An 18,189-nucleotide genomic window follows, 5' to 3' on the forward strand; every position below is an offset into this window, starting at 1 on the left:
ACAAGGAACCTTAATGCCAGAACAGAAAAATAGAAAGCTGTTTCCTTTTTTTCGGCAACTCGCGTTTCCGTTGCGTATTTTTCTGCTCATTCTGGTGGTTTCTGTTTTCATTGTGGCGGCGTTAGCCCAATATTTTTCTGCCAGTTTTGAAGATTATCTGGCATCCCATGTTCGTGACATGGCGATGAATCAGGCAAAAATTATTGCCTCTAACGACAGCATTATTACCGCCGTAAAAAACCGGGACTACAAGCGTCTGGCGACAATCGCGAATAAGCTACAGCGCGGGACGGATTTCGACTATGTCGTGATAGGCGATCGCCATTCGATCCGGCTTTACCACCCAAATCCGGAAAAAATCGGCTATCCCATGCAGTTTACAAAGCCCGGCGCGCTGGAAAGGGGAGAAAGTTATTTCATTACCGGCAAAGGCTCGATAGGCATGGCGATGCGCGCTAAAACACCCATCTTTGATAACGAAGGTAAGGTGATTGGCGTTGTTTCAATAGGATATCTGGTCAGTAAAATTGACTCCTGGCGGCTGGACTTTTTACTGCCGATGGTGGGCGTTTTCGTGCTGCTGCTGGTGGTATTAATGTTGCTTTCCTGGTTTTTCGCTGCGCATATCCGCCGGCAAATGCTGGGCATGGAGCCGAAACAGATTGCACGCGTGGTACGTCAGCAAGAGGCGCTGTTTAGTTCGGTCTATGAAGGATTAATCGCCGTTGATCCGGAAGGACATATCACAGCGATCAACCGTAATGCGAGAAAAATGCTGGGGCTACCGTCTCCAGGGCGACAATGGTTAGGTCAGCCAATAGCGGAAGTCGTCAATCCCGCGGATTTTTTTACCTGTCAGATCGCAGAAAAACGCCAGGATGTGATGGCTAATTTCAATGGATTGAGCGTAATTGCCAATCGTGAAGCTATTCGTTCCGGCGAGGAGTTGCTGGGGGCGATTATCAGTTTTCGCAGCAAGGATGAAATAGCGACGTTGAATGCGCAGCTAACCCAAATTAAACAGTATGTCGAGAGTCTGCGTACGCTACGCCATGAGCATCTGAACTGGATGTCTACCCTGAACGGTCTGTTGCAAATGAAAGAATACGAGCGGGTCAGAGAGATGGTACAGGGTGAATCGCAGGCGCAACAGCAGCTTATTGATAGTTTACGTGATGCTTTCGCCGATCGTCAGGTCGCAGGCTTACTGTTTGGCAAAGTTCAGCGTGCACGCGAACTGGGACTCAAAATGGTCATCGTTCCCGGTAGTCAGTTACATCAATTGCCGGAAGGGCTGGATAGCACAGAGTTCGCCGCCATCGTCGGAAATCTGTTAGATAATGCCTTTGAAGCGAGTTTACGCACGCAGGAAGGCGACAATACCATCGAACTTTTTCTGTGCGATGAAGGCGACGACGTGGTGATAGAGGTCGCCGATCAGGGCTGCGGGATCCCTGAGGCGCTGCGGGAAAAAATTTTTGAACAGGGCGTCAGTACCAGAACCGATGAACCCGGTGAGCATGGTATCGGGTTATATCTTATTGCAAGTTATGTGGGGCGCTGTGGTGGGGTCATTATGCAGGAAGATAATGATCCTTGTGGCACCTTATTTTCTATATTTCTTCCGAAAGTGAAAAAAAACGATGACAGAACCATTAACCCTATTGATCGTTGAGGATGAAACGCTGTTGGCAGAGATGCACGCGGAGTATATCCGTCATATTCCTGGTTTTAACCGGATATGGCTTGCGGGCAATCTGGCGCAGGCAAGAATGATGATTGACCGATTCAAGCCTGGATTAATTCTGTTGGATAATTATTTGCCTGATGGGAAGGGAATTACTCTGCTGCATGAGTTAATGCAAACGCGTTATCCAGGCGGCGTGGTGTTTACTACCGCAGCCAGCGACATGGAAACGGTAGCGGAAGCGGTACGTAGCGGCGCGTTTGATTATCTGGTTAAACCCATCGCTTATGAACGTCTGGGGCAGACGTTGATGCGCTATCAGCAGCGCAGACGTATGTTGGCGAGCGTGGATAGCGCAAGCCAGAAGCAGATAGATGAAATGTTTAACGCGTACGCGCGCGGCGAACCGAAAGGCGATTTGCCGACAGGTATTGATGCTTTAACCCTGAATGCGGTCATGAAGCTGTTTGCCGACCCGACAGTACGCCATACGGCTGAAACGGTAGCGCAGGCCTTAACGATAAGTCGTACCACTTCCCGACGCTATCTGGAATATTGCGCGAGTCGACACCTGATTATTGCTGAAATCATTCATGGCAAAGTAGGAAGGCCGCAGCGAATTTACCACGGCGGCTAAGCCAGATGTAAGCTGCCGGAGACGAGCCCCGGCGCTTACCAGCGATTAACCGTCAGCGATGGCGGAGGAGGCGCCTGGCACCATAATTTCTGTGGCGATAATCACTACCAACAGACCGACTATGACCGGGACAGAGGTGCGTTTTACCACTTCAAACGGTGAAATTTTCGCCATTCCGGCGACGGCGACCACTACGCCGGAGACCGGCGAAATAGTGCGCCCCAGATTTGAGGCTTGTAGCATCGGAATTGATAAATAGGCTGGATTGATACCGGAGGAGTGCGCCAGTTTAGGGATCATCTCAACAAAGGCGTAGAACGGCGCATTACCTGAACCGGTGGTCATTGCGGCCAGCATAGTTAAAATAACTAATACCAGCATCAAAATAATACTGGCGGAGCCAAAAGAGGTGGCGATAGAGATCAGGCTTTGAATAAAGCCAATCGTGCTTAGTCCCTGAGCAAAAACACCAGCAGCGACTAACAGCATCACGACACTGGCAAATGCATCCGCCATGCCGCGCCAGGCCACTTCCAGACCGGAAAATACATTTTGAGTATTGAAGCCGCGCACAAATTCCAGCACGGCGGCAAGCACTATACAGATCACCAGAATCGTGATGATGTGCAGTTGCGGTCCCCATTTACCGTCAAAAATCAACACGCCGATAATGGGCGTGAATGGCAAAAGAGCATAAAACGCAGGGGCCGTCGTGGTGATCTCTGTGACATCCAGCATCTCATGCGAAATGTTCTCTTTTTTATCCAGGTAGCTTTGCCAGAAAAAATGCGCAATCGCCATGGCGATAATCGCAACGATAGAAATCGGCAAAGTGGTTTTAAACGCAAAATCGATTAACGGCATCTCCGCCGCTTTTGCGGCCAAAACCACATCGCCAGAGGTTGGCGAGAGGATGATGGCAGCCGGAGAAGCGCAAATAGCCGCCGCCGCGCCGCGGCTAATGCCGACGTTGACCATCACCGGGAAGAGCGTGGCCATGAGCAGTACGCCAAGCCCCGTAGCGGAAGAGACGGCCAACGACATCAGGCAAGCGACAAAATAGGCGGCGATCATCAATAAATAGGGCGAATTAATGTACTGTAAAGGCTTCGACGCCAGTTTAACGACCATATCATTCGCGCCGATATGAGTCATATAGGCAGCAAAACCGCACAGCATCATGATCATCATACCTAGATCGCCGCCGCGGCTCATGAGCAAAATCTTGATGTATTCCACAATATCTGTTGCGGTATAGCCCGTACTGGTTTCGCTGGCGGGTAACACGTTATGCCCCATCAGCGCGCTGATAATGAGCAGAGCCAGACCGCCGACAAATAAAACGCCAGTGGCGGAATATCCCTTGATGATGTAGCGTGCTACACCCACAATAACCACGACCCCGATGAGGAGCTCTATAACTGTTAGCATTGTTTCCCCTGTCTTATAGACACCCAGAATAAAAAATAAGCACTGCCAAAGTGGTATAAAAATATACCGAATAAAAGTTGACGCCTTACTGATTAAAATCACGGCAATGTTATTTTCCTGTGCAACGAATAAAGATGAGATAGGTCTGTAAGCCATTTTGCTGTGTCTTAAGTATTAATTTATTGTTATTTCATTGTGTTAAATGTTGTTTTTTTTGGTTGTTTTATTATTTTGTATTATAGCTAAAGGCGCAGTGAAATAGAGCAGAATTAGGTTGAGTGTCGAATTACGTACGGTTAACCAGACAATCTCTCAGGTTATTTTGTTTATACCTTGTTAAGATTTTATTCAGGTTAAAATTGTTATTATCATGCTCGAATTTTTTAAATGGTATGTATGTTGTGATGATCACCAGAAAGCATTTTTCTATTATTGCAGTTCTTATTATGCAATGGCTGGCTATTCCTGTGGTATTCGCTGCGGATAAAGGGTGGTTTGACACCTTTACAGATAACGTCTCTGAAACATGGCGACAGCCTGAGCATTATGATTTATATGTTCCGACCATTACGTGGCATGCGCGTTTTGCCTACGATAAAGAGAAAACGGATCGCTATAACGAGCAGCCATGGGGTGTTGGTTTTGGTCAGTCACGCTGGGATGACAAAGGCAACTGGCATGGTCTTTATATGATGGCCTTTAAGGATTCGTTTAATAAATGGGAGCCCATCGGCGGTTATGGCTGGGAGAAGACATGGCGACCACTGGAGGACGATAATTTTCGCCTGGGCCTGGGCTTTACCGCGGGCGTTACGGCGCGTGACAACTGGCACTATATTCCTGTTCCGGTATTGCTACCGTTAGCGTCGATAGGGTATGGTCCCGCCACCTTTCAGATGACCTACATTCCGGGTACGTATAACAATGGAAATGTCTATTTTGCCTGGTTGCGTTTCCAGTTTTGACAGAGAATGGCACTCTTCATTCGTGAATTAAAAATCCTTACAAAACAATAAGTAGACAGGAAAGTCTAAAAATTAACGCGATATTTATCACTTTTTAGCAAAGTTCGACTGGACAAAATGCATCACAATTGTTGTACTGGTATCCGACACAGCATTTGTGTCTATTTTTCATGTAAAGGTAATTTTGATGTCTAAGATTAAAGGTAACGTTAAGTGGTTTAATGAATCCAAAGGATTCGGTTTCATTACTCCGGAAGATGGCAGCAAAGACGTGTTCGTACACTTCTCTGCAATCCAGACCAATGGTTTTAAAACTCTGGCTGAAGGTCAGCGCGTAGAGTTCGAAATCACTAACGGTGCCAAAGGCCCTTCCGCTGCAAACGTAATCGCTCTGTAAGCGTACGACAGCAAGATTTCAAAACCCGCCTTTCTGGCGGGTTTTTTTATGCTTAACGCGCCGTTGCTACGGAAAATAGCCAGAATGCCAGCGCCGTCATGGCAAACGAGCCCAGCAGATTAATCAGCACATTCAGCAAAGCCCAGCCAAAGCGGCCTTCCTGTAGTAAAAACACCACCTCGGCAGAGAACGTAGAAAACGTCGTCAGGCCGCCGCAAAAACCGGTAGTAATTAGTACTTTCCACATTGGATCGATATGCGTCATGCGGTTAAACCATGCGAACCCCATACCGATAATAAACGCACCGAGTAAATTTGCCGTTAGCGTACCGATGGGAATCGCCTGATGGAGAGGATTAAAACGCATACTTAACATCCACCGGGCCACACTCCCGGTTCCACCGCCGATAAAAACGGCTAAAAGAAGCTGTAACACTGCCGAATCCTGTAGTTAATTGCTATATAGAGAGAGTGTAACGCCGAACAAGCATAATTGGCGAGTCCAGGTAAATGAGCGGGAGGGGGGATGTTAGTTGCAGCTGCACAGTTTGTCGTAAGTCCCGTATGGGAAAATAATGCGGAAACCTGCGTGTTGTTAATGTCCCAGGCGGCAGGCCGCGGTGTTTCACTTCTGGTACTGCCTGAGGGGGTGTTAGCCCGAGACGATATCGACCCTGACCTGTCGGTACGCGTCGCGCAGCCGTTGGAAGGCGCGTTTATGACGCGGCTTCTTGCCGAGAGCCGCCATAATGGTATGACGACGATCTTGACTCTCCTTATTCCGTCAACGCCCGGACGTGCGGTTAATCTGCTGGTGGCGTTACGGGCAGGTAATATTGTCGCACATTACGCGAAGCTGCATCTCTATAATGCGTTTTCGATGGAGGAGTCTAAAAATATTGATGCGGGGAATGCTATCGCGCCGATACTGGACGTCGGGGGATTAAAAGTTGGGCTGATGACCTGCTATGATCTGCGCTTTCCTGACATGTCGATGGCGTTGGCTTTACAGGGCGCCGAAGCGTTGGTGTTGCCCGCGGGATGGGTGCGCGGCCCGTTAAAAGAGTCGCAATGGTCGACGTTACTGGCGGCGAGAGCACTGGATACCACTTGCTATATAATTGCCGCCGGAGAGTGCGGTAACCGGAATATTGGCCAAAGCCGTATTATCGATCCTCTGGGCGTCACGATAGCGGCAGCCGCCGATCGCCCGGCGCTGATTGTTGCAGAAATATTCAGGGAGCGAATACAGCATGTGCGGGCCCAGCTCCCGCTTTTACAGCAGCGACGATTTGCGCCACCGCAATTATTATGACGTTTTTTTACGCAAAGCTTGATTCACCTTGTTACAGATTGCTATTGTGTGCCCGCGTCAAAAGACCGTTAATATTCTCAGGTTAATCCGGCGCGTTATGCAGCCTGTTTTTAGTGAAGAAGGTATCTATGGGTGAGATTAGTATTACCAAACTGCTGGTGGTTGCCGCACTGGTCGTTCTGCTGTTTGGTACCAAGAAGTTACGTACGCTGGGTGGAGACCTGGGCACGGCGATTAAAGGATTCAAGAAAGCAATGAACGATGAAGACGCGGGCGTTAAGAAAGACGTCGACGGTGGTGTTCAGGCTGAAAAACTCTCTCATAAAGAGTAATGGCGCGATGCGTTTGCTCTGCAGAGTAAAAAAACCGGCGATGTGCCGGTTTTTTTCTGTCTAAAATGTAAGCGTGTATTACACGATCATTTCACTTCCATGCCTTTGGCCTGTAGATCGGCATGATAAGAAGAACGGACAAAGGGCCCACAGGCGGCATGAGTAAAGCCCATCGCCAGGGCTTCCGCTTTCATTTCGTCAAACTCTTCCGGACTGACATAGCGCTGCACCGGCAGGTGATGGCGGCTTGGCTGTAGATACTGGCCAAGCGTCAGCATGGTAACACCATGACGGCGTAAATCGCGCATAACCTCAATGATTTCCGCGTTAGTTTCACCCAAGCCAACCATCAGACCCGATTTAGTCGGGATTTCCGGATGTGCTTCTTTGAAGCGTTCCAGTAATTTTAGCGACCAGTTGTAATCCGCGCCCGGGCGTACCTGGCGATAAATGCGCGGTACGTTTTCAAGGTTATGGTTAAACACGTCTGGCGGCGTTGCGTTGAGAATATCCAGCGCGCGATCCATACGTCCACGGAAGTCCGGCACCAGTGTTTCTATTTTTATCTCCGGGCTTTTGGCTCGAATGGCGGTGATGCAGTCAGCGAAATGCCGGGCACCGCCGTCACGTAGATCGTCACGGTCGACAGAAGTGATCACTACATAGCGGAGCGCCATATCAGCGATAGTTTGCGCCAGTTTTTGCGGCTCTTCCGCATCCGGCGCAACGGGGCGACCATGGGCGACATCGCAGAAGGGACAGCGGCGGGTACAAATTGCGCCGAGGATCATAAACGTGGCCGTACCGTGGTTGAAACATTCAGCCAGGTTTGGGCAAGACGCTTCCTCGCAGACAGAATGCAGGCCATTTTTGCGCATTGCGGCTTTGATGCCCTGGATACGGGTAGAATCCGCCGGAAGTTTTATTTTCATCCATTCCGGTTTGCGTAGCAGAGCGTCGCGCTCTGTGACCACATTTTTGACCGGGATAAGAGCCATCTTATCGGCATCGCGGTATTTTACACCGCGTTCCATCACAATGGGTTTACTCATAGCGTGCGTGTTCCAGTTGCGAATAACGAAGGAAAGCGTTTCAATTCAAGGGAAAGTTGTATTTATCAACTATTTTTGAATTTGTGACACGCAGTATATCATTGATAAGGACTATAAAGCAGCCTGGCAGCCCGGCAAAATGTAAAATAGTTGTTGTTTTGTGCTGTTTGTCCACCTCTTCCGTGACCTGAATGCAACATTTTTGTCAGAAGGCCCCACGAATGATATCAATGACGTTCTCCAGCACCGGATCGCGCAGACTCAATTTATTGTAGTGCAGCGAGAAGTCGACCTGTTCATTATTCACCGGCGCGTAGGGGATGCGTTCGAGCGGCCAGCAGCGACTAAATAAAGCGTAGAAGCGGGTGGGCATCAGTCCCAGCAGATCGCTACTGGCGATCAGAGCTGCGATGGTAAAAATATTGTAACTGCTAAAGCTGATTTGCTGGTCAGGAAAAGTCTCCTGTAGCCTCTGGCGCAGCAGGGAGAGATTTTGTCCCTCAAGCATCAGAAAGGTATGATCCGCATTATTCAGTTTTTGTTCAGTGATAGTGGACGCCAGACAAGGATGCTGCTGTCGACAGACAATCTCAAGCGTATCGCTAAACAGGACATGATGCTGAATACTTCGGTTATTATAACTGTGAGTATTGATAATCAGATCAGTCTGAAACTGGCTCAACTGGCTCTCGGCATCGTCTACCGGAATATTGCGCAATAAAAGCTGAGGATAACGCGATCTGATTGCCTGATAGATGACGGGCATCACCAACGCGCCGACTGAAGGCGTAGTGCCAATCGTAATGGTGCGTTGTTTATCATAACTGCCCGTGAGGTCAAGGGCACCGAGGATGGACTCCAGCCCCTGGCTGATGTATTCGTGCAGATGTGAAGCATACGTTGTGGGGGTTACGCCCTGACCTTTTCGAATAAAAAGCGGATCGGGAAATATGGTCCGTAATTTTTGAATTGACTGGCTGATAGCTGACGGCGTCAAATTAAGTATTTTTGCCGCATTAACGATCCCTTTATGGACATACACCGCTTCAAAAATCGTCAACAGATTGAGGTCGATATTTCTTAGCGTTCTGAAAATTTGCGGTTTGTCCTGGGGATGTTGATCGGCAGATTGTCTTTCTGTCTGGTTATTATCACTCACGCTCTGGCTCCAGATTTATTCATATTATAAATAATAGATTAAGTAATATATCTTGCATTTATATATTGGCTTAAAATTTGTTCTGCTACGTATATCTTTAATTATTTCAATAAGATAAGTAATGGTAAGATCAAGATTTTGTTCACGGACAATTCCTCATCATGAGGACTGAAGAGGCCATGTCGCCTGGGGGATTCAACAGGTTATAATGAAAATATAGAAAGCGGGAGGAGAAGTAAAGTATTCAAATCATATATGATTAATGACCCATAAATTTCTTGGGCCATTATATTTTGCTAATTAAGCAGCAATATATTCATGTGGTGGATTATTTAGCAGGGCTAAAATATTTTCCAGCAAACGTGGCGCGATATTATCTGTGGTAGCATCTTCTTTCCACTGCGATATTTTCGCCATTTCCATTCCAGCATAACCACACGGGTTAATGCGTAAGAACGGAGAAAGATCCATGTTGACGTTTAGCGCCAGACCGTGAAATGAACAACCGCGACGGATACGTAACCCCAGGGAGCAAATTTTCTTTTGACCCACGTAGACGCCCGGCGCATCGGCACGTGGATGCGCCTCTATGCCAATTTCCGCCAGCGTATTCACCACGGTCTGTTCAAGTAGGGTGACTAAATCACGCACGCCCAGTTTGCGTCGTTTCAGGTTAAGTAATACGTACATCACCTGTTGGCCCGGACCATGATAGGTCACCTGTCCTCCACGATCGCTCTGCACAACGGGAATATCGCCGGGCATCAATATATGTTCCGCTTTACCGGCCTGGCCCTGGGTAAAAACCGGGTAATGCTCAACCAGCCAGATTTCATCATAGCTGTTTTCATCGCGCATATCGGTAAAGTCATGCATGGCCTGAGAGATAGCTTCATAGGGCTGAAGGCCGAGCTGGCGGACAAGGATTTTATCCTGATACAAAACGGCATCTCCGTAGAGAATGAAAAAAGAGAAGAAAGTATATCACAGCGGGGGAGGGGGAGAGTTACCCGGACAAGGCCGGGTAACTGTCTGGATGCGTTACAATACCATTCGAACGATATCGATATTGCCCAACTCTTCGTACAGAGTTTCAACCTGCTCAATATGAGTGGCGTTAATGGTGATAGAAACTGAGTGGTAGTTACCTTTGCTGCTCGGTTTTACCGTCGGGGAGTAATCACCAGGCGCATGGCGCTGCACCACTTCAACCACCTGATCAACCAGCTCAGGTAACGCCTGCCCCATCACTTTGTAAGTAAATGGCGTAGGGAATTCAAGCAGTTCGTTAAGTTTGGTTTTCATGTCAGCTCCGGCATTACGTAAAAAAATAACAACTCCCGCCAGAGGACGGGAGTTTTACTGATGCTTAGTATATGGGGACGCAAATCACACTTTCAAGTGTTCGATTTTTATCCAAACCAGTGATGGAACATTAATTTAATGTAATCAATGATTTTACCGAAGAAGTTTCCTTCCGGGATCTCCTGCAGTACGACCAACGGACGCTGCTCAATAGTTTTGCCGTCCAGCTGGAAGTTGATGGTGCCAACCACCTGATTTTTTTGCAGAGGCGCGTGCAGTTCCGCGCTATTCAGTACATAGCTCGCTTTCAAATCTTTCATGCGGCCACGCGGAATCGTCAGGTAAACGTCTTTATCTACACCCAGCGAGGCGCGATCGGTGTTACCAAACCAGGCAGGTTCAGAGGCGAATTCTTTACCGGCCTTTAAAGGGTTAACGGTTTCAAAGAAGCGAAAGCCCCAGGTCAGCAGTTTTTTGCTTTCTGTTTCACGGCCTTTATAAGTACGTCCACCCATCACTGCGGAGATCAACCGCATCTGGCCTTCGGTTGCGGAAGCGACCAGATTATAGCCCGCTTTGCTGGTATGGCCGGTTTTGATGCCGTCCACATTCAGGCTGTTATCCCACAGCAGACCATTACGGTTTAACTGGCGAATACCGTTAAAGGTGAATTCTTTTTCTTTATAAACGGCATATTCGTTAGGCACATCGCGAATTAACGCCTGGCCAATCAGCGCCATATCGCGCGCCGAACTGTACTGACCATCGGCGTCAAGGCCGTGTACGGTCTGGAAATGGGTATTTTTCAGCCCCAGCGCGTTCACATAACTGTTCATTAGCCCGACGAAAGCATCCTGGCTACCGGCGGCGAAATCAGCCATCGCCACACAGGCGTCATTGCCGGATTGCAGATTGATGCCGCGTATCAACTGAGAGACCGGTACTTGCATTCCTGGCTTGAGGAACATCAACGAGGAGCCTTTAAATACCGGATTGCCGGTGGCCCAGGCGTCATTCCCGACGGTAACCAGATCGGTTTCTTTAAATTTACCCGCTTTCATTGCCTGTCCGATGACGTAACTGGTCATCATCTTCGTCAGACTAGCCGGGTCGCGACGTTCGTCGGCGTTTTGTTCCGCCAGAACTTTGCCGGAGTTATAGTCGATCAGGATGTAAGATTCCGCATCGATCTGCGGAACACCCGGGATCATAGTTTTGATATTCAGGTCATCGGCATGTGCGGTAGAGATAAATGCGGCACAAAGCGCCGTGGTGAGCGCCATGCGCTGCATGAAACGAGCGGAAAAAGTGGTCTTCATGGTCTGAACTACGACGTCCGTGATGAAATTAAAAAAAGTGCCCTACTATAGCAAAAGCATAACCGGCAGGCATCTGACTTTCCGCGTGACTTTGTTAATGTCATTTACGGAAATTGACAATTCAGATGCCCGCAATATGTTACTGCGCGCTGGCGATAAAGGACTGTAATTGTGCTTCTGTTTGCAACCGCTGCTGTAATGCGCTGGCATCCGCTTTACTGGCGAACGGCCCCAGTTGAATACGCCAGACTGCGCCGTTTTGCATTACGCGTCCCGGTACGCCGAATTGCTGGCTTAAACGCTGTTGGTACTGCTGCGCGCGCGTTTGATCGCTGACGGCGCCGACCTGAACAACGAAACGACCGTTCGTCGTGGCGGCTGGCGCGCTCACCGGAGCCGATACCGGGGCGGCGCTAACTGACGATGCCGTCGTTGGTGCTGTAACCGGCGCGGAAACCGGCGCTGGCTGTAGAGCCGGCGTCGGTTCGCTACCTTCCAGTACGCCTGGCGCCAGCGTGGTTGGCGCACCCAGGAAGCCGCTGCCGCTCACCGGAGCGCCAGTGGTATCGTCACTTTTTAGGGGGGAATTACTGACCGGAAGAACGTCGCCTTGCGGTTGCGCAGGCGCTGAAGAGACACTTTCCATCCCGCCGCTTAAATCAGGGCGGGGGGGCAGAGCGTAGGTTTGCTTTGCCACTGTAGTACAGACCATTCCGGGGCCAGAGAGCGAACCGTCCTGCGCCACGATAATGGGATCAATCCGTACTTTTGTATTATTTGAGGTGTTCAGGCGATCGGCCGCTGCACGGGAAAGTGAAATGACGCGATCGGTGCCATAGGGACCGCGATCGTTAATACGCACGACGATCATGCGTCCATTTGCCAGATTAGTAATTCGTGCATAGCTGGGGATTGGCAGCGTCGGATGGGCGGCGGTAAGCTGCATCGGATCGAACATCTCTCCGGAGGCCGTCAAATTACTGCCGGGTTCCGCATCATAAATGGCGGCCAGACCGGCCTGGCTAAAACGAGACGGGTCCTGAACGATTTTATAGCTTTTACCGTCACGCTGATAATCCTGGTTTACGGTTGGATTCAGAGGTTCATAACGCGGTTCCGCTCCGCTGATTTCAACCACCGGACCATTACATACCGCAGGCTGCGGTGCGACGGTAGTTTGCTGCTGACCGCCGTCATTGGTACATGCCGCGAGTAATACTATTCCTGCCGCGACGCAGATTACAGGCAACTGCTTACGCATTGCGCACCCCTTATACGCTTTTCGACAACATTTTTCTGTGGGTATGGATCGACATCACAATCCCGAACCCGGCCATCAGCACGATCAGTGCGGAGCCCCCATAGCTGACCAGGGGTAAAGGTACTCCGACAACAGGCAGAATACCGCTCACCATACCAATATTTACGAAGACGTAAACGAATAATATTAACATTAACCCGCCAGCCATCACGCGACCAAACGTTGTTTGCGCTCTGGCGGCAATCCACAGGCCACGCATAATCAGCAAAATATAGAGAGCGAGCAGAATCAGGATGCCCACCAGACCGAGCTCTTCCGCCAGCACCGCGAAAATAAAGTCGGTATGGCGTTCGGGTAAAAACTCCAGCTGCGATTGGGTGCCATGTAGCCAGCCTTTGCCGCGCAGTCCGCCTGAGCCAATAGCGATTTTAGACTGAATAATATGATAACCCGCGCCCAACGGATCGCTTTCCGGATCGAGGAGCATCATGACGCGCTGGCGCTGGTAATCATGCATCAAAAAGAACCACAAAATGGGGATAAATGCGGCGATCAATACAATGGCGACGCCAATCAGACGCCAGCTGAGACCAGACAAAAACAGGACAAAGAGGCCGGAAAGTGCGACCAGAATAGAGGTCCCCAGATCCGGCTGGGCGGCCACCAGCAGGGTAGGCATAAAAATTAATACCAGGGCGATGGCGGTGTTTTTTAGCGATGGCGGGCAGACGTCGCGGTTAATAAAGCGGGCGACCATTAAGGGGACCGCAATTTTGGCTATCTCCGAGGGCTGAAAGCGCACAATCCCCAAATCCAGCCAGCGCTGCGCGCCTTTAGATATTGCGCCGAAGGCGTCGACAGCGACCAGCAGAATGATACAGACGATATAGAGATAAGGCGCCCACCCTTCATACACGCGCGGCGGGATCTGCGCCATTACTACCATGATGACCAGCCCCATCGCAATCTGGCCGATTTTACGTTCCATCATACCGATATCCTGGCCGCTGGCGCTCCAGATGACTAACGCGCTGTAAACCAGTAATGCCAGCAGAATGAGTAACATCGTGGGATCGATATGAATTTTATCCCAGAAGGTTTTTTTGTTCGGATTATCCGTCATGATTATTGGTCCTCCGCCGCTGCAACCACCGGGTTTTCCGCAGGCAAATTGGTATTGTTGTCACCCAGCATAATGTGATCAAGGATTTGGCGCATGATCGTGCCCACTGCCGGGCCTGCGCCGCCGTTTTCAAGGATGATCGCGACGGCGACTTGAGGGTTGTTATACGGCGCAAAGGCGGTCATTAATTTATGGTCGCGCAGGCGTTCGGCGATTTTGTGCGCATTGTACGTTTCATTGGCCTTCAGGCCAAAGACCTGCGCGGTGCCCGATTTCGCCGCAATTTTATAAGGCGCGCTGGCAAAATATTTATGCGCTGTACCGTTGGGACGGTTGGCGACGCCGTACATACCATCTTTAGCAATTTCCCAGTAGCCGGAGTGAATATCGCCTACCGGTGGCTCATGAGGCTGTACCCACGGCACCTGTTTACCGTTTTCGGCAGTGCTCATTAACAGGTGCGGCACTTTAACTACGCCGTCGTTAATAAGGATCATCAGCGCCTTACTCATCTGAATCGGCGTCGCGGTCCAGTAGCCCTGGCCAATGCCTACCGGAATCGTATCGCCCTGATACCACGGTTTTTTAAAGCGTTTCAGTTTCCATTCGCGGGTCGGCATATTACCCGAGCGCTCTTCTGCAAGATCAATCCCGGTATAGTGACCATAGCCGAACTTACCCATCCATTCCGACAGACGATCAATCCCCATGTCATAGGCGACCTGATAAAAGAAGGTATCCGCTGACTCTTCAAGGGATTTGGTGACGTTCAGATGCCCATGTCCCCATTTTTTCCAGTCGCGGTAGCGTTTCTCTGACCCCGGCAACTGCCACCAGCCAGGGTCGAAAAGACTGGTGTTACGGGTGATGACGCCAGCGCTTAACGCCGATACGGCGACATAAGGCTTCACGGTGGAAGCGGGAGGGTACACGCCCTGAGTCGCGCGGTTCACCAACGGTGTGTTCGGGTCGTTAAGCAATCCGGAGTAATCTTTACTGGAGATGCCGTCCACGAAAAGGTTTGGGTCGTAGCTTGGCATAGAGACCAGCGATAGCACGCCGCCAGTACGTGGATCGGTGACAATCACCGCCGCCCGGCTGCCTGCCAGCAACGTTTCAATATACTGCTGGAGTTTGAGGTCCAGCGTCAGGTAGATATCGTGCCCTGCCTGCGGAGGCACCTCTTTGAGCTGGCGAATAACGCGACCGCGGTTATTAACTTCAACCTCTTCATAGCCAGTTTGCCCATGCAGAATATCTTCATAGTAACGCTCAATGCCAAGCTTGCCGATGTCATGAGTGGCGGCATAGTTTGCCAGTTTGTTTTCTCTGTCGAGACGCTCTACGTCTTTATCATTGATTTTAGATACGTAGCCGATGACGTGGGTTAACGCCGAACCGTACGGATAATAGCGGCGTTTATAGCCTTTTACTTCAACGCCTGGAAAACGGTACTGGTTGACGGCAAAGCGCGCGACCTGAACTTCCGTCAGGTTCGTTTTTACCGGAATAGAGGTAAAGCGATGCGAACGAGCACGCTCTTTTTTAAAGGCGGCGATATCGTCGTCATTCAGATCGACCACGCTGCGTAGCGCATCCAGTGTTTGCTGAACGTTATCCACTTTTTCCGGCATCATTTCTATCTGATAGATAGTGCGGTTCAGAGCAAGAGGAATGCCATTACGGTCATAAATGATGCCGCGGCTTGGTGCGATCGGCACCAGCTTGATACGGTTTTCGTTTGAACGGGTCTGGTAATCGGTAAAACGGAGAATTTGTAGATTATACAAATTGGCGATCAGAACGCCGGTCAGCAGCAAAATGCCCAAAAAGGCAACCAGCGCGCGACGCACAAACAGTGCGGACTCAGCCGTATAGTCACGAAAAGAATTTTGTTGTTTCATCCGCTGCTTAATCTTCTCAAGACTTCACGATCACTCACGGTGATAAGGGTGGTTGGTGGTAATGCTCCATGCCCGGTACAAACTTTCCGCGACCAGAACCCGGACGAGTGGGTGGGGGAGCGTTAACGCCGAAAGCGACCAACTCTGTTCCGCTGCCGCTTTACAGGCGGGGGATAACCCCTCCGGTCCGCCAATCAGCAAACTGACGTCGCGACCATCCTGTTTCCAGCGCTCCAGTTCATTGGCCAACTGTGGCGTATCCCATGGTTTACCGGGAATATCCAGCGTAACAATGCGATTTTTACCCGCGGCGGCCAGCATCTGCTCGCCCTCTTTGTCGAGGATGCGTTTGATATCCGCATTCTTGCCGCGTTTGCCCGCAGGGATTTCGATCAGTTCAAAGGGCATGTCTTTCGGAAAACGACGCAGGTACTCCGTAAATCCCGTTTGAACCCAGTCGGGCATCTTCGTACCGACAGCGACAAGTTGCAGCTTCACGCATTAACTCCAGAGTTTTTCCAGTTCATACAGGCGACGGCTCTCTTCCTGCATCACATGCACAATCACATCGCCCAGATCAACAACAATCCAGTCAGCCGCATTTTCGCCTTCAACGCCCAGCGGCAGCATACCAGCCGCACGCGATGACTGTACGACGTGGTCGGCAATAGACATAACGTGGCGACTGGATGTCCCGGTACAAATAATCATACAGTCGGTGATACTGGATTTACCCTGAACATCTAAGGCGATGATGTCCTGACCTTTCAGGTCATCAATTTTGTCGATAACAAAATCCTGGAGTGCTTTACCCTGCAAGTTTTCCCCCTGGGTGAATAATTGCGTTACAACGATAGAAAAAGGCCAACAGGCTGGGCCAGCGAGGGCTCCCCTCTGGCGGGACGCCGTGTAGTATACCTGAATTAGCGGCGATACCGGGACTGATGTCGCCGGATCGGCGTTTAAAAACAGGTTATCATCCCATCCCACGTTACAGAAAGCATCGCCATTTTTGTAAAACAATTTCTGCAATGCTCTGAAAGGTGAAAAAAGCCTGGCTGCGGAGAATAACAGCCTGTCGGGGGCTGTCAATGGGCGAAACCGCTACGGCGAGAAAAAACAGAAAATTCATCACTCCGGGCGCCAGACGGCACGACTATTTAATACCTTTAAAGTGGCGAAACCTTCGCATATATCCATTACACTCCGGGACCCCGTTCCACCCGAAAATGCCATAGTGAGGCGGCGGGCATCGCGAGCAGACGGGTAATCAACAGGCTGAGTACGCCCTGATGGCTGACGATCAGCAGGTTCTGGCAATCGCTGAACGCGTCGAGCCGCGAGATAACGCGCTCCATGCTCCGGTCAAGTGCCTGAAAATCTGCGCCATTTGTCGGAATTGTATTCTGCCAGTCCGTACACCAGGCAGCATAACTTTCAGCATCTTCATGGGTGAGCTCGCGGTGATGGCACATTGCCCAGTCGCCGAAATATATCTCGTTACGCTCAGATAAACGATATTGGGGCACATCGCGCCCCTTCAGTATGAGCCGGGCAGTAAGACGCGCGCGTTCCAGCTCGCTGCATAACACCCTGTCAAATGGCGCGAGGCGCAGCGCGGCGCAAAACGGGCGGCTGTGTCGGCGCTGTGCGACGTACTTACCGGTAAAGGCCCTGCTGATTAATATAGTTAAGTACGTTTTCCGGCAGCAGGTCGTCGCAGGATTCGCCTTTTTCCAGCCGTTCGCGGATGAGGGTCGCCGAGATATTGAGCCAGGGCGTTTCCGCCAGATAAATTTTACCGGCAGGTAACTGGTGTAGATCGTCCGGCGTGTGGGTCAGATGTTGCTCCAGCCACCGCTGGTGATGCGCCTGCGTCATTTCAAGCGGGTAACCCGGCCGGCGACAGACAATCAGGTGCGCATTATCGAGAATCGTGTCGTAATCATGCCAGGTAGGGAAGTTAAGCAGTGAGTCCTGGCCGATGATAAACGCCAGCGGCGTCTCAGATCCCTGTTCTGTACGCCATTCTTTCAGCGTCTGTGCAGTGTAAGATGGCGCATTCCGCTTTAATTCGCGTTCATCCAGTGTAAAAAGCGGTTTATCAGCGATAGCGAGTTCCAGCATATATTTACGTTGCGCGCTGGAGGCTTCCGGCTGGGGGCGATGCGGCGGTACATTGTTGGGCATAATAATTACCCGCGATAAGCCGAGCAGATTCGCCAGCGTTTCAACGGGTTTGAGGTGTCCATAATGCACCGGATCAAAGGTGCCGCCGAATAAAGCCTGTAACGATTTCATA

19 protein-coding genes and 1 pseudogene are annotated in these 18,189 nt (G+C 50.3%); 6 read left to right on the forward strand and 14 right to left on the reverse strand.

Annotated features, from left to right (window positions below; translation table 11 throughout):
* Positions 1-13: 13 nt before the first annotated feature.
* Positions 14-1,675 (forward strand): sensor histidine kinase DpiB, encoded by a 1,662-nt coding sequence (gene dpiB, locus SBG_RS02760; protein ID WP_001115047.1) that lies wholly within the window; start codon positions 14-16, stop codon positions 1,673-1,675.
* Positions 1,644-2,324, forward strand: coding sequence for a two-component response regulator DpiA (gene dpiA / locus SBG_RS02765; RefSeq protein WP_000138787.1), 681 nt, complete (start codon positions 1,644-1,646; stop codon positions 2,322-2,324). Before dpiB ends, dpiA begins: the two co-directional genes overlap by 32 nt.
* A gap of 45 nt (positions 2,325-2,369) precedes the next feature.
* Here dpiA and dcuC read toward each other — a convergent pair whose 3' ends face one another.
* Positions 2,370-3,755 carry an anaerobic C4-dicarboxylate transporter DcuC gene (gene dcuC / locus SBG_RS02770; RefSeq protein WP_015702758.1) on the reverse strand — a complete coding sequence of 462 codons (1,386 nt, stop codon included), beginning with the start codon at positions 3,753-3,755 and terminating at the stop codon, positions 2,370-2,372.
* Between the two features lie 392 nt (positions 3,756-4,147).
* On the opposite strand from dcuC, the gene pagP reads away from it, so the two are divergent.
* Both pagP and cspE read left to right on the forward strand, forming a co-directional pair.
* A complete protein-coding gene (gene pagP / locus SBG_RS02775) occupies positions 4,148-4,720 on the forward strand; it encodes a lipid IV(A) palmitoyltransferase PagP (protein ID WP_000289777.1) in 573 nt (190 codons plus the stop codon).
* A 187-nt stretch (positions 4,721-4,907) separates the two neighbouring features.
* Entirely contained in the window at positions 4,908-5,117 is a 210-nt protein-coding gene (gene cspE, locus SBG_RS02780; RefSeq protein WP_000034825.1) for a transcription antiterminator/RNA stability regulator CspE, read from the forward strand.
* 52 nt (positions 5,118-5,169) lie between these two features.
* Here the strand turns inward: cspE and crcB are convergent, their stop codons facing one another.
* Complete coding sequence (gene crcB, locus SBG_RS02785) at positions 5,170-5,553, reverse strand: fluoride efflux transporter CrcB (RefSeq protein WP_000939754.1); 384 nt, start codon at positions 5,551-5,553, stop codon at positions 5,170-5,172.
* Positions 5,554-5,643: 90 nt separating this feature from the next.
* On the opposite strand from crcB, the gene SBG_RS02790 reads away from it, so the two are divergent.
* On the forward strand, positions 5,644-6,432 hold the full coding sequence (locus tag SBG_RS02790; protein WP_000959101.1) for a deaminated glutathione amidase: 789 nt from the start codon (positions 5,644-5,646) through the stop codon (positions 6,430-6,432).
* Positions 6,433-6,560: 128 nt separating this feature from the next.
* Positions 6,561-6,764: a twin-arginine translocase subunit TatE gene (tatE, locus tag SBG_RS02795; RefSeq protein WP_000503937.1), complete on the forward strand. Its 204-nt coding sequence runs from the start codon at positions 6,561-6,563 to the stop codon at positions 6,762-6,764.
* A gap of 86 nt (positions 6,765-6,850) precedes the next feature.
* On the opposite strand, the gene lipA is transcribed toward tatE, so the two are convergent.
* From lipA to nadD, 12 genes and pseudogenes are all read right to left on the reverse strand, one after another.
* A complete protein-coding gene (gene lipA, locus SBG_RS02800) occupies positions 6,851-7,816 on the reverse strand; it encodes a lipoyl synthase (protein WP_000042643.1) in 966 nt (321 codons plus the stop codon).
* Positions 7,817-8,021: 205 nt separating this feature from the next.
* The gene (locus SBG_RS02805; RefSeq protein ID WP_001282839.1) at positions 8,022-8,975 is read right to left on the reverse strand and encodes a YbeF family transcriptional regulator; all 954 of its coding nucleotides are present in this window, start codon (positions 8,973-8,975) and stop codon (positions 8,022-8,024) included.
* Between the two features lie 300 nt (positions 8,976-9,275).
* The gene (lipB, locus tag SBG_RS02810) at positions 9,276-9,917 is read right to left on the reverse strand and encodes a lipoyl(octanoyl) transferase LipB (RefSeq protein ID WP_000284003.1); all 642 of its coding nucleotides are present in this window, start codon (positions 9,915-9,917) and stop codon (positions 9,276-9,278) included.
* A 99-nt stretch (positions 9,918-10,016) separates the two neighbouring features.
* A complete protein-coding gene (gene ybeD, locus SBG_RS02815; protein ID WP_000850547.1) occupies positions 10,017-10,280 on the reverse strand; it encodes a DUF493 family protein YbeD in 264 nt (87 codons plus the stop codon).
* 107 nt (positions 10,281-10,387) lie between these two features.
* Positions 10,388-11,599, reverse strand: coding sequence for a D-alanyl-D-alanine carboxypeptidase DacA (dacA, locus tag SBG_RS02820; RefSeq protein WP_000858710.1), 1,212 nt, complete (start codon positions 11,597-11,599; stop codon positions 10,388-10,390).
* 139 nt (positions 11,600-11,738) lie between these two features.
* On the reverse strand, positions 11,739-12,860 hold the full coding sequence (rlpA, locus tag SBG_RS02825) for an endolytic peptidoglycan transglycosylase RlpA (RefSeq protein WP_001231312.1): 1,122 nt from the start codon (positions 12,858-12,860) through the stop codon (positions 11,739-11,741).
* A 10-nt stretch (positions 12,861-12,870) separates the two neighbouring features.
* Entirely contained in the window at positions 12,871-13,983 is a 1,113-nt protein-coding gene (mrdB, locus tag SBG_RS02830; protein WP_000131712.1) for a peptidoglycan glycosyltransferase MrdB, read from the reverse strand.
* A 2-nt stretch (positions 13,984-13,985) separates the two neighbouring features.
* Complete coding sequence (gene mrdA / locus SBG_RS02835) at positions 13,986-15,887, reverse strand: peptidoglycan DD-transpeptidase MrdA (RefSeq protein ID WP_000813319.1); 1,902 nt, start codon at positions 15,885-15,887, stop codon at positions 13,986-13,988.
* A 30-nt stretch (positions 15,888-15,917) separates the two neighbouring features.
* Positions 15,918-16,385, reverse strand: a complete 468-nt coding sequence (gene rlmH, locus SBG_RS02840; RefSeq protein WP_000776107.1) for a 23S rRNA (pseudouridine(1915)-N(3))-methyltransferase RlmH — start codon at positions 16,383-16,385, stop codon at positions 15,918-15,920.
* A gap of 3 nt (positions 16,386-16,388) precedes the next feature.
* Positions 16,389-16,706 (reverse strand): ribosome silencing factor, encoded by a 318-nt coding sequence (gene rsfS, locus SBG_RS02845; RefSeq protein WP_001161670.1) that lies wholly within the window; start codon positions 16,704-16,706, stop codon positions 16,389-16,391.
* A gap of 312 nt (positions 16,707-17,018) precedes the next feature.
* Positions 17,019-17,503, reverse strand: a pseudogene (locus SBG_RS02855) (histidine phosphatase family protein); the annotation flags it as partial.
* Positions 17,504-17,546: 43 nt separating this feature from the next.
* Positions 17,547-18,188, reverse strand: coding sequence for a nicotinate-nucleotide adenylyltransferase (gene nadD / locus SBG_RS02860; protein ID WP_015702759.1), 642 nt, complete (start codon positions 18,186-18,188; stop codon positions 17,547-17,549).
* Between the last annotated feature and the right edge of the window lies 1 nt (position 18,189).

This window comes from Salmonella bongori NCTC 12419, from assembly GCF_000252995.1.
GTDB lineage: Bacteria > Pseudomonadota > Gammaproteobacteria > Enterobacterales > Enterobacteriaceae > Salmonella > Salmonella bongori.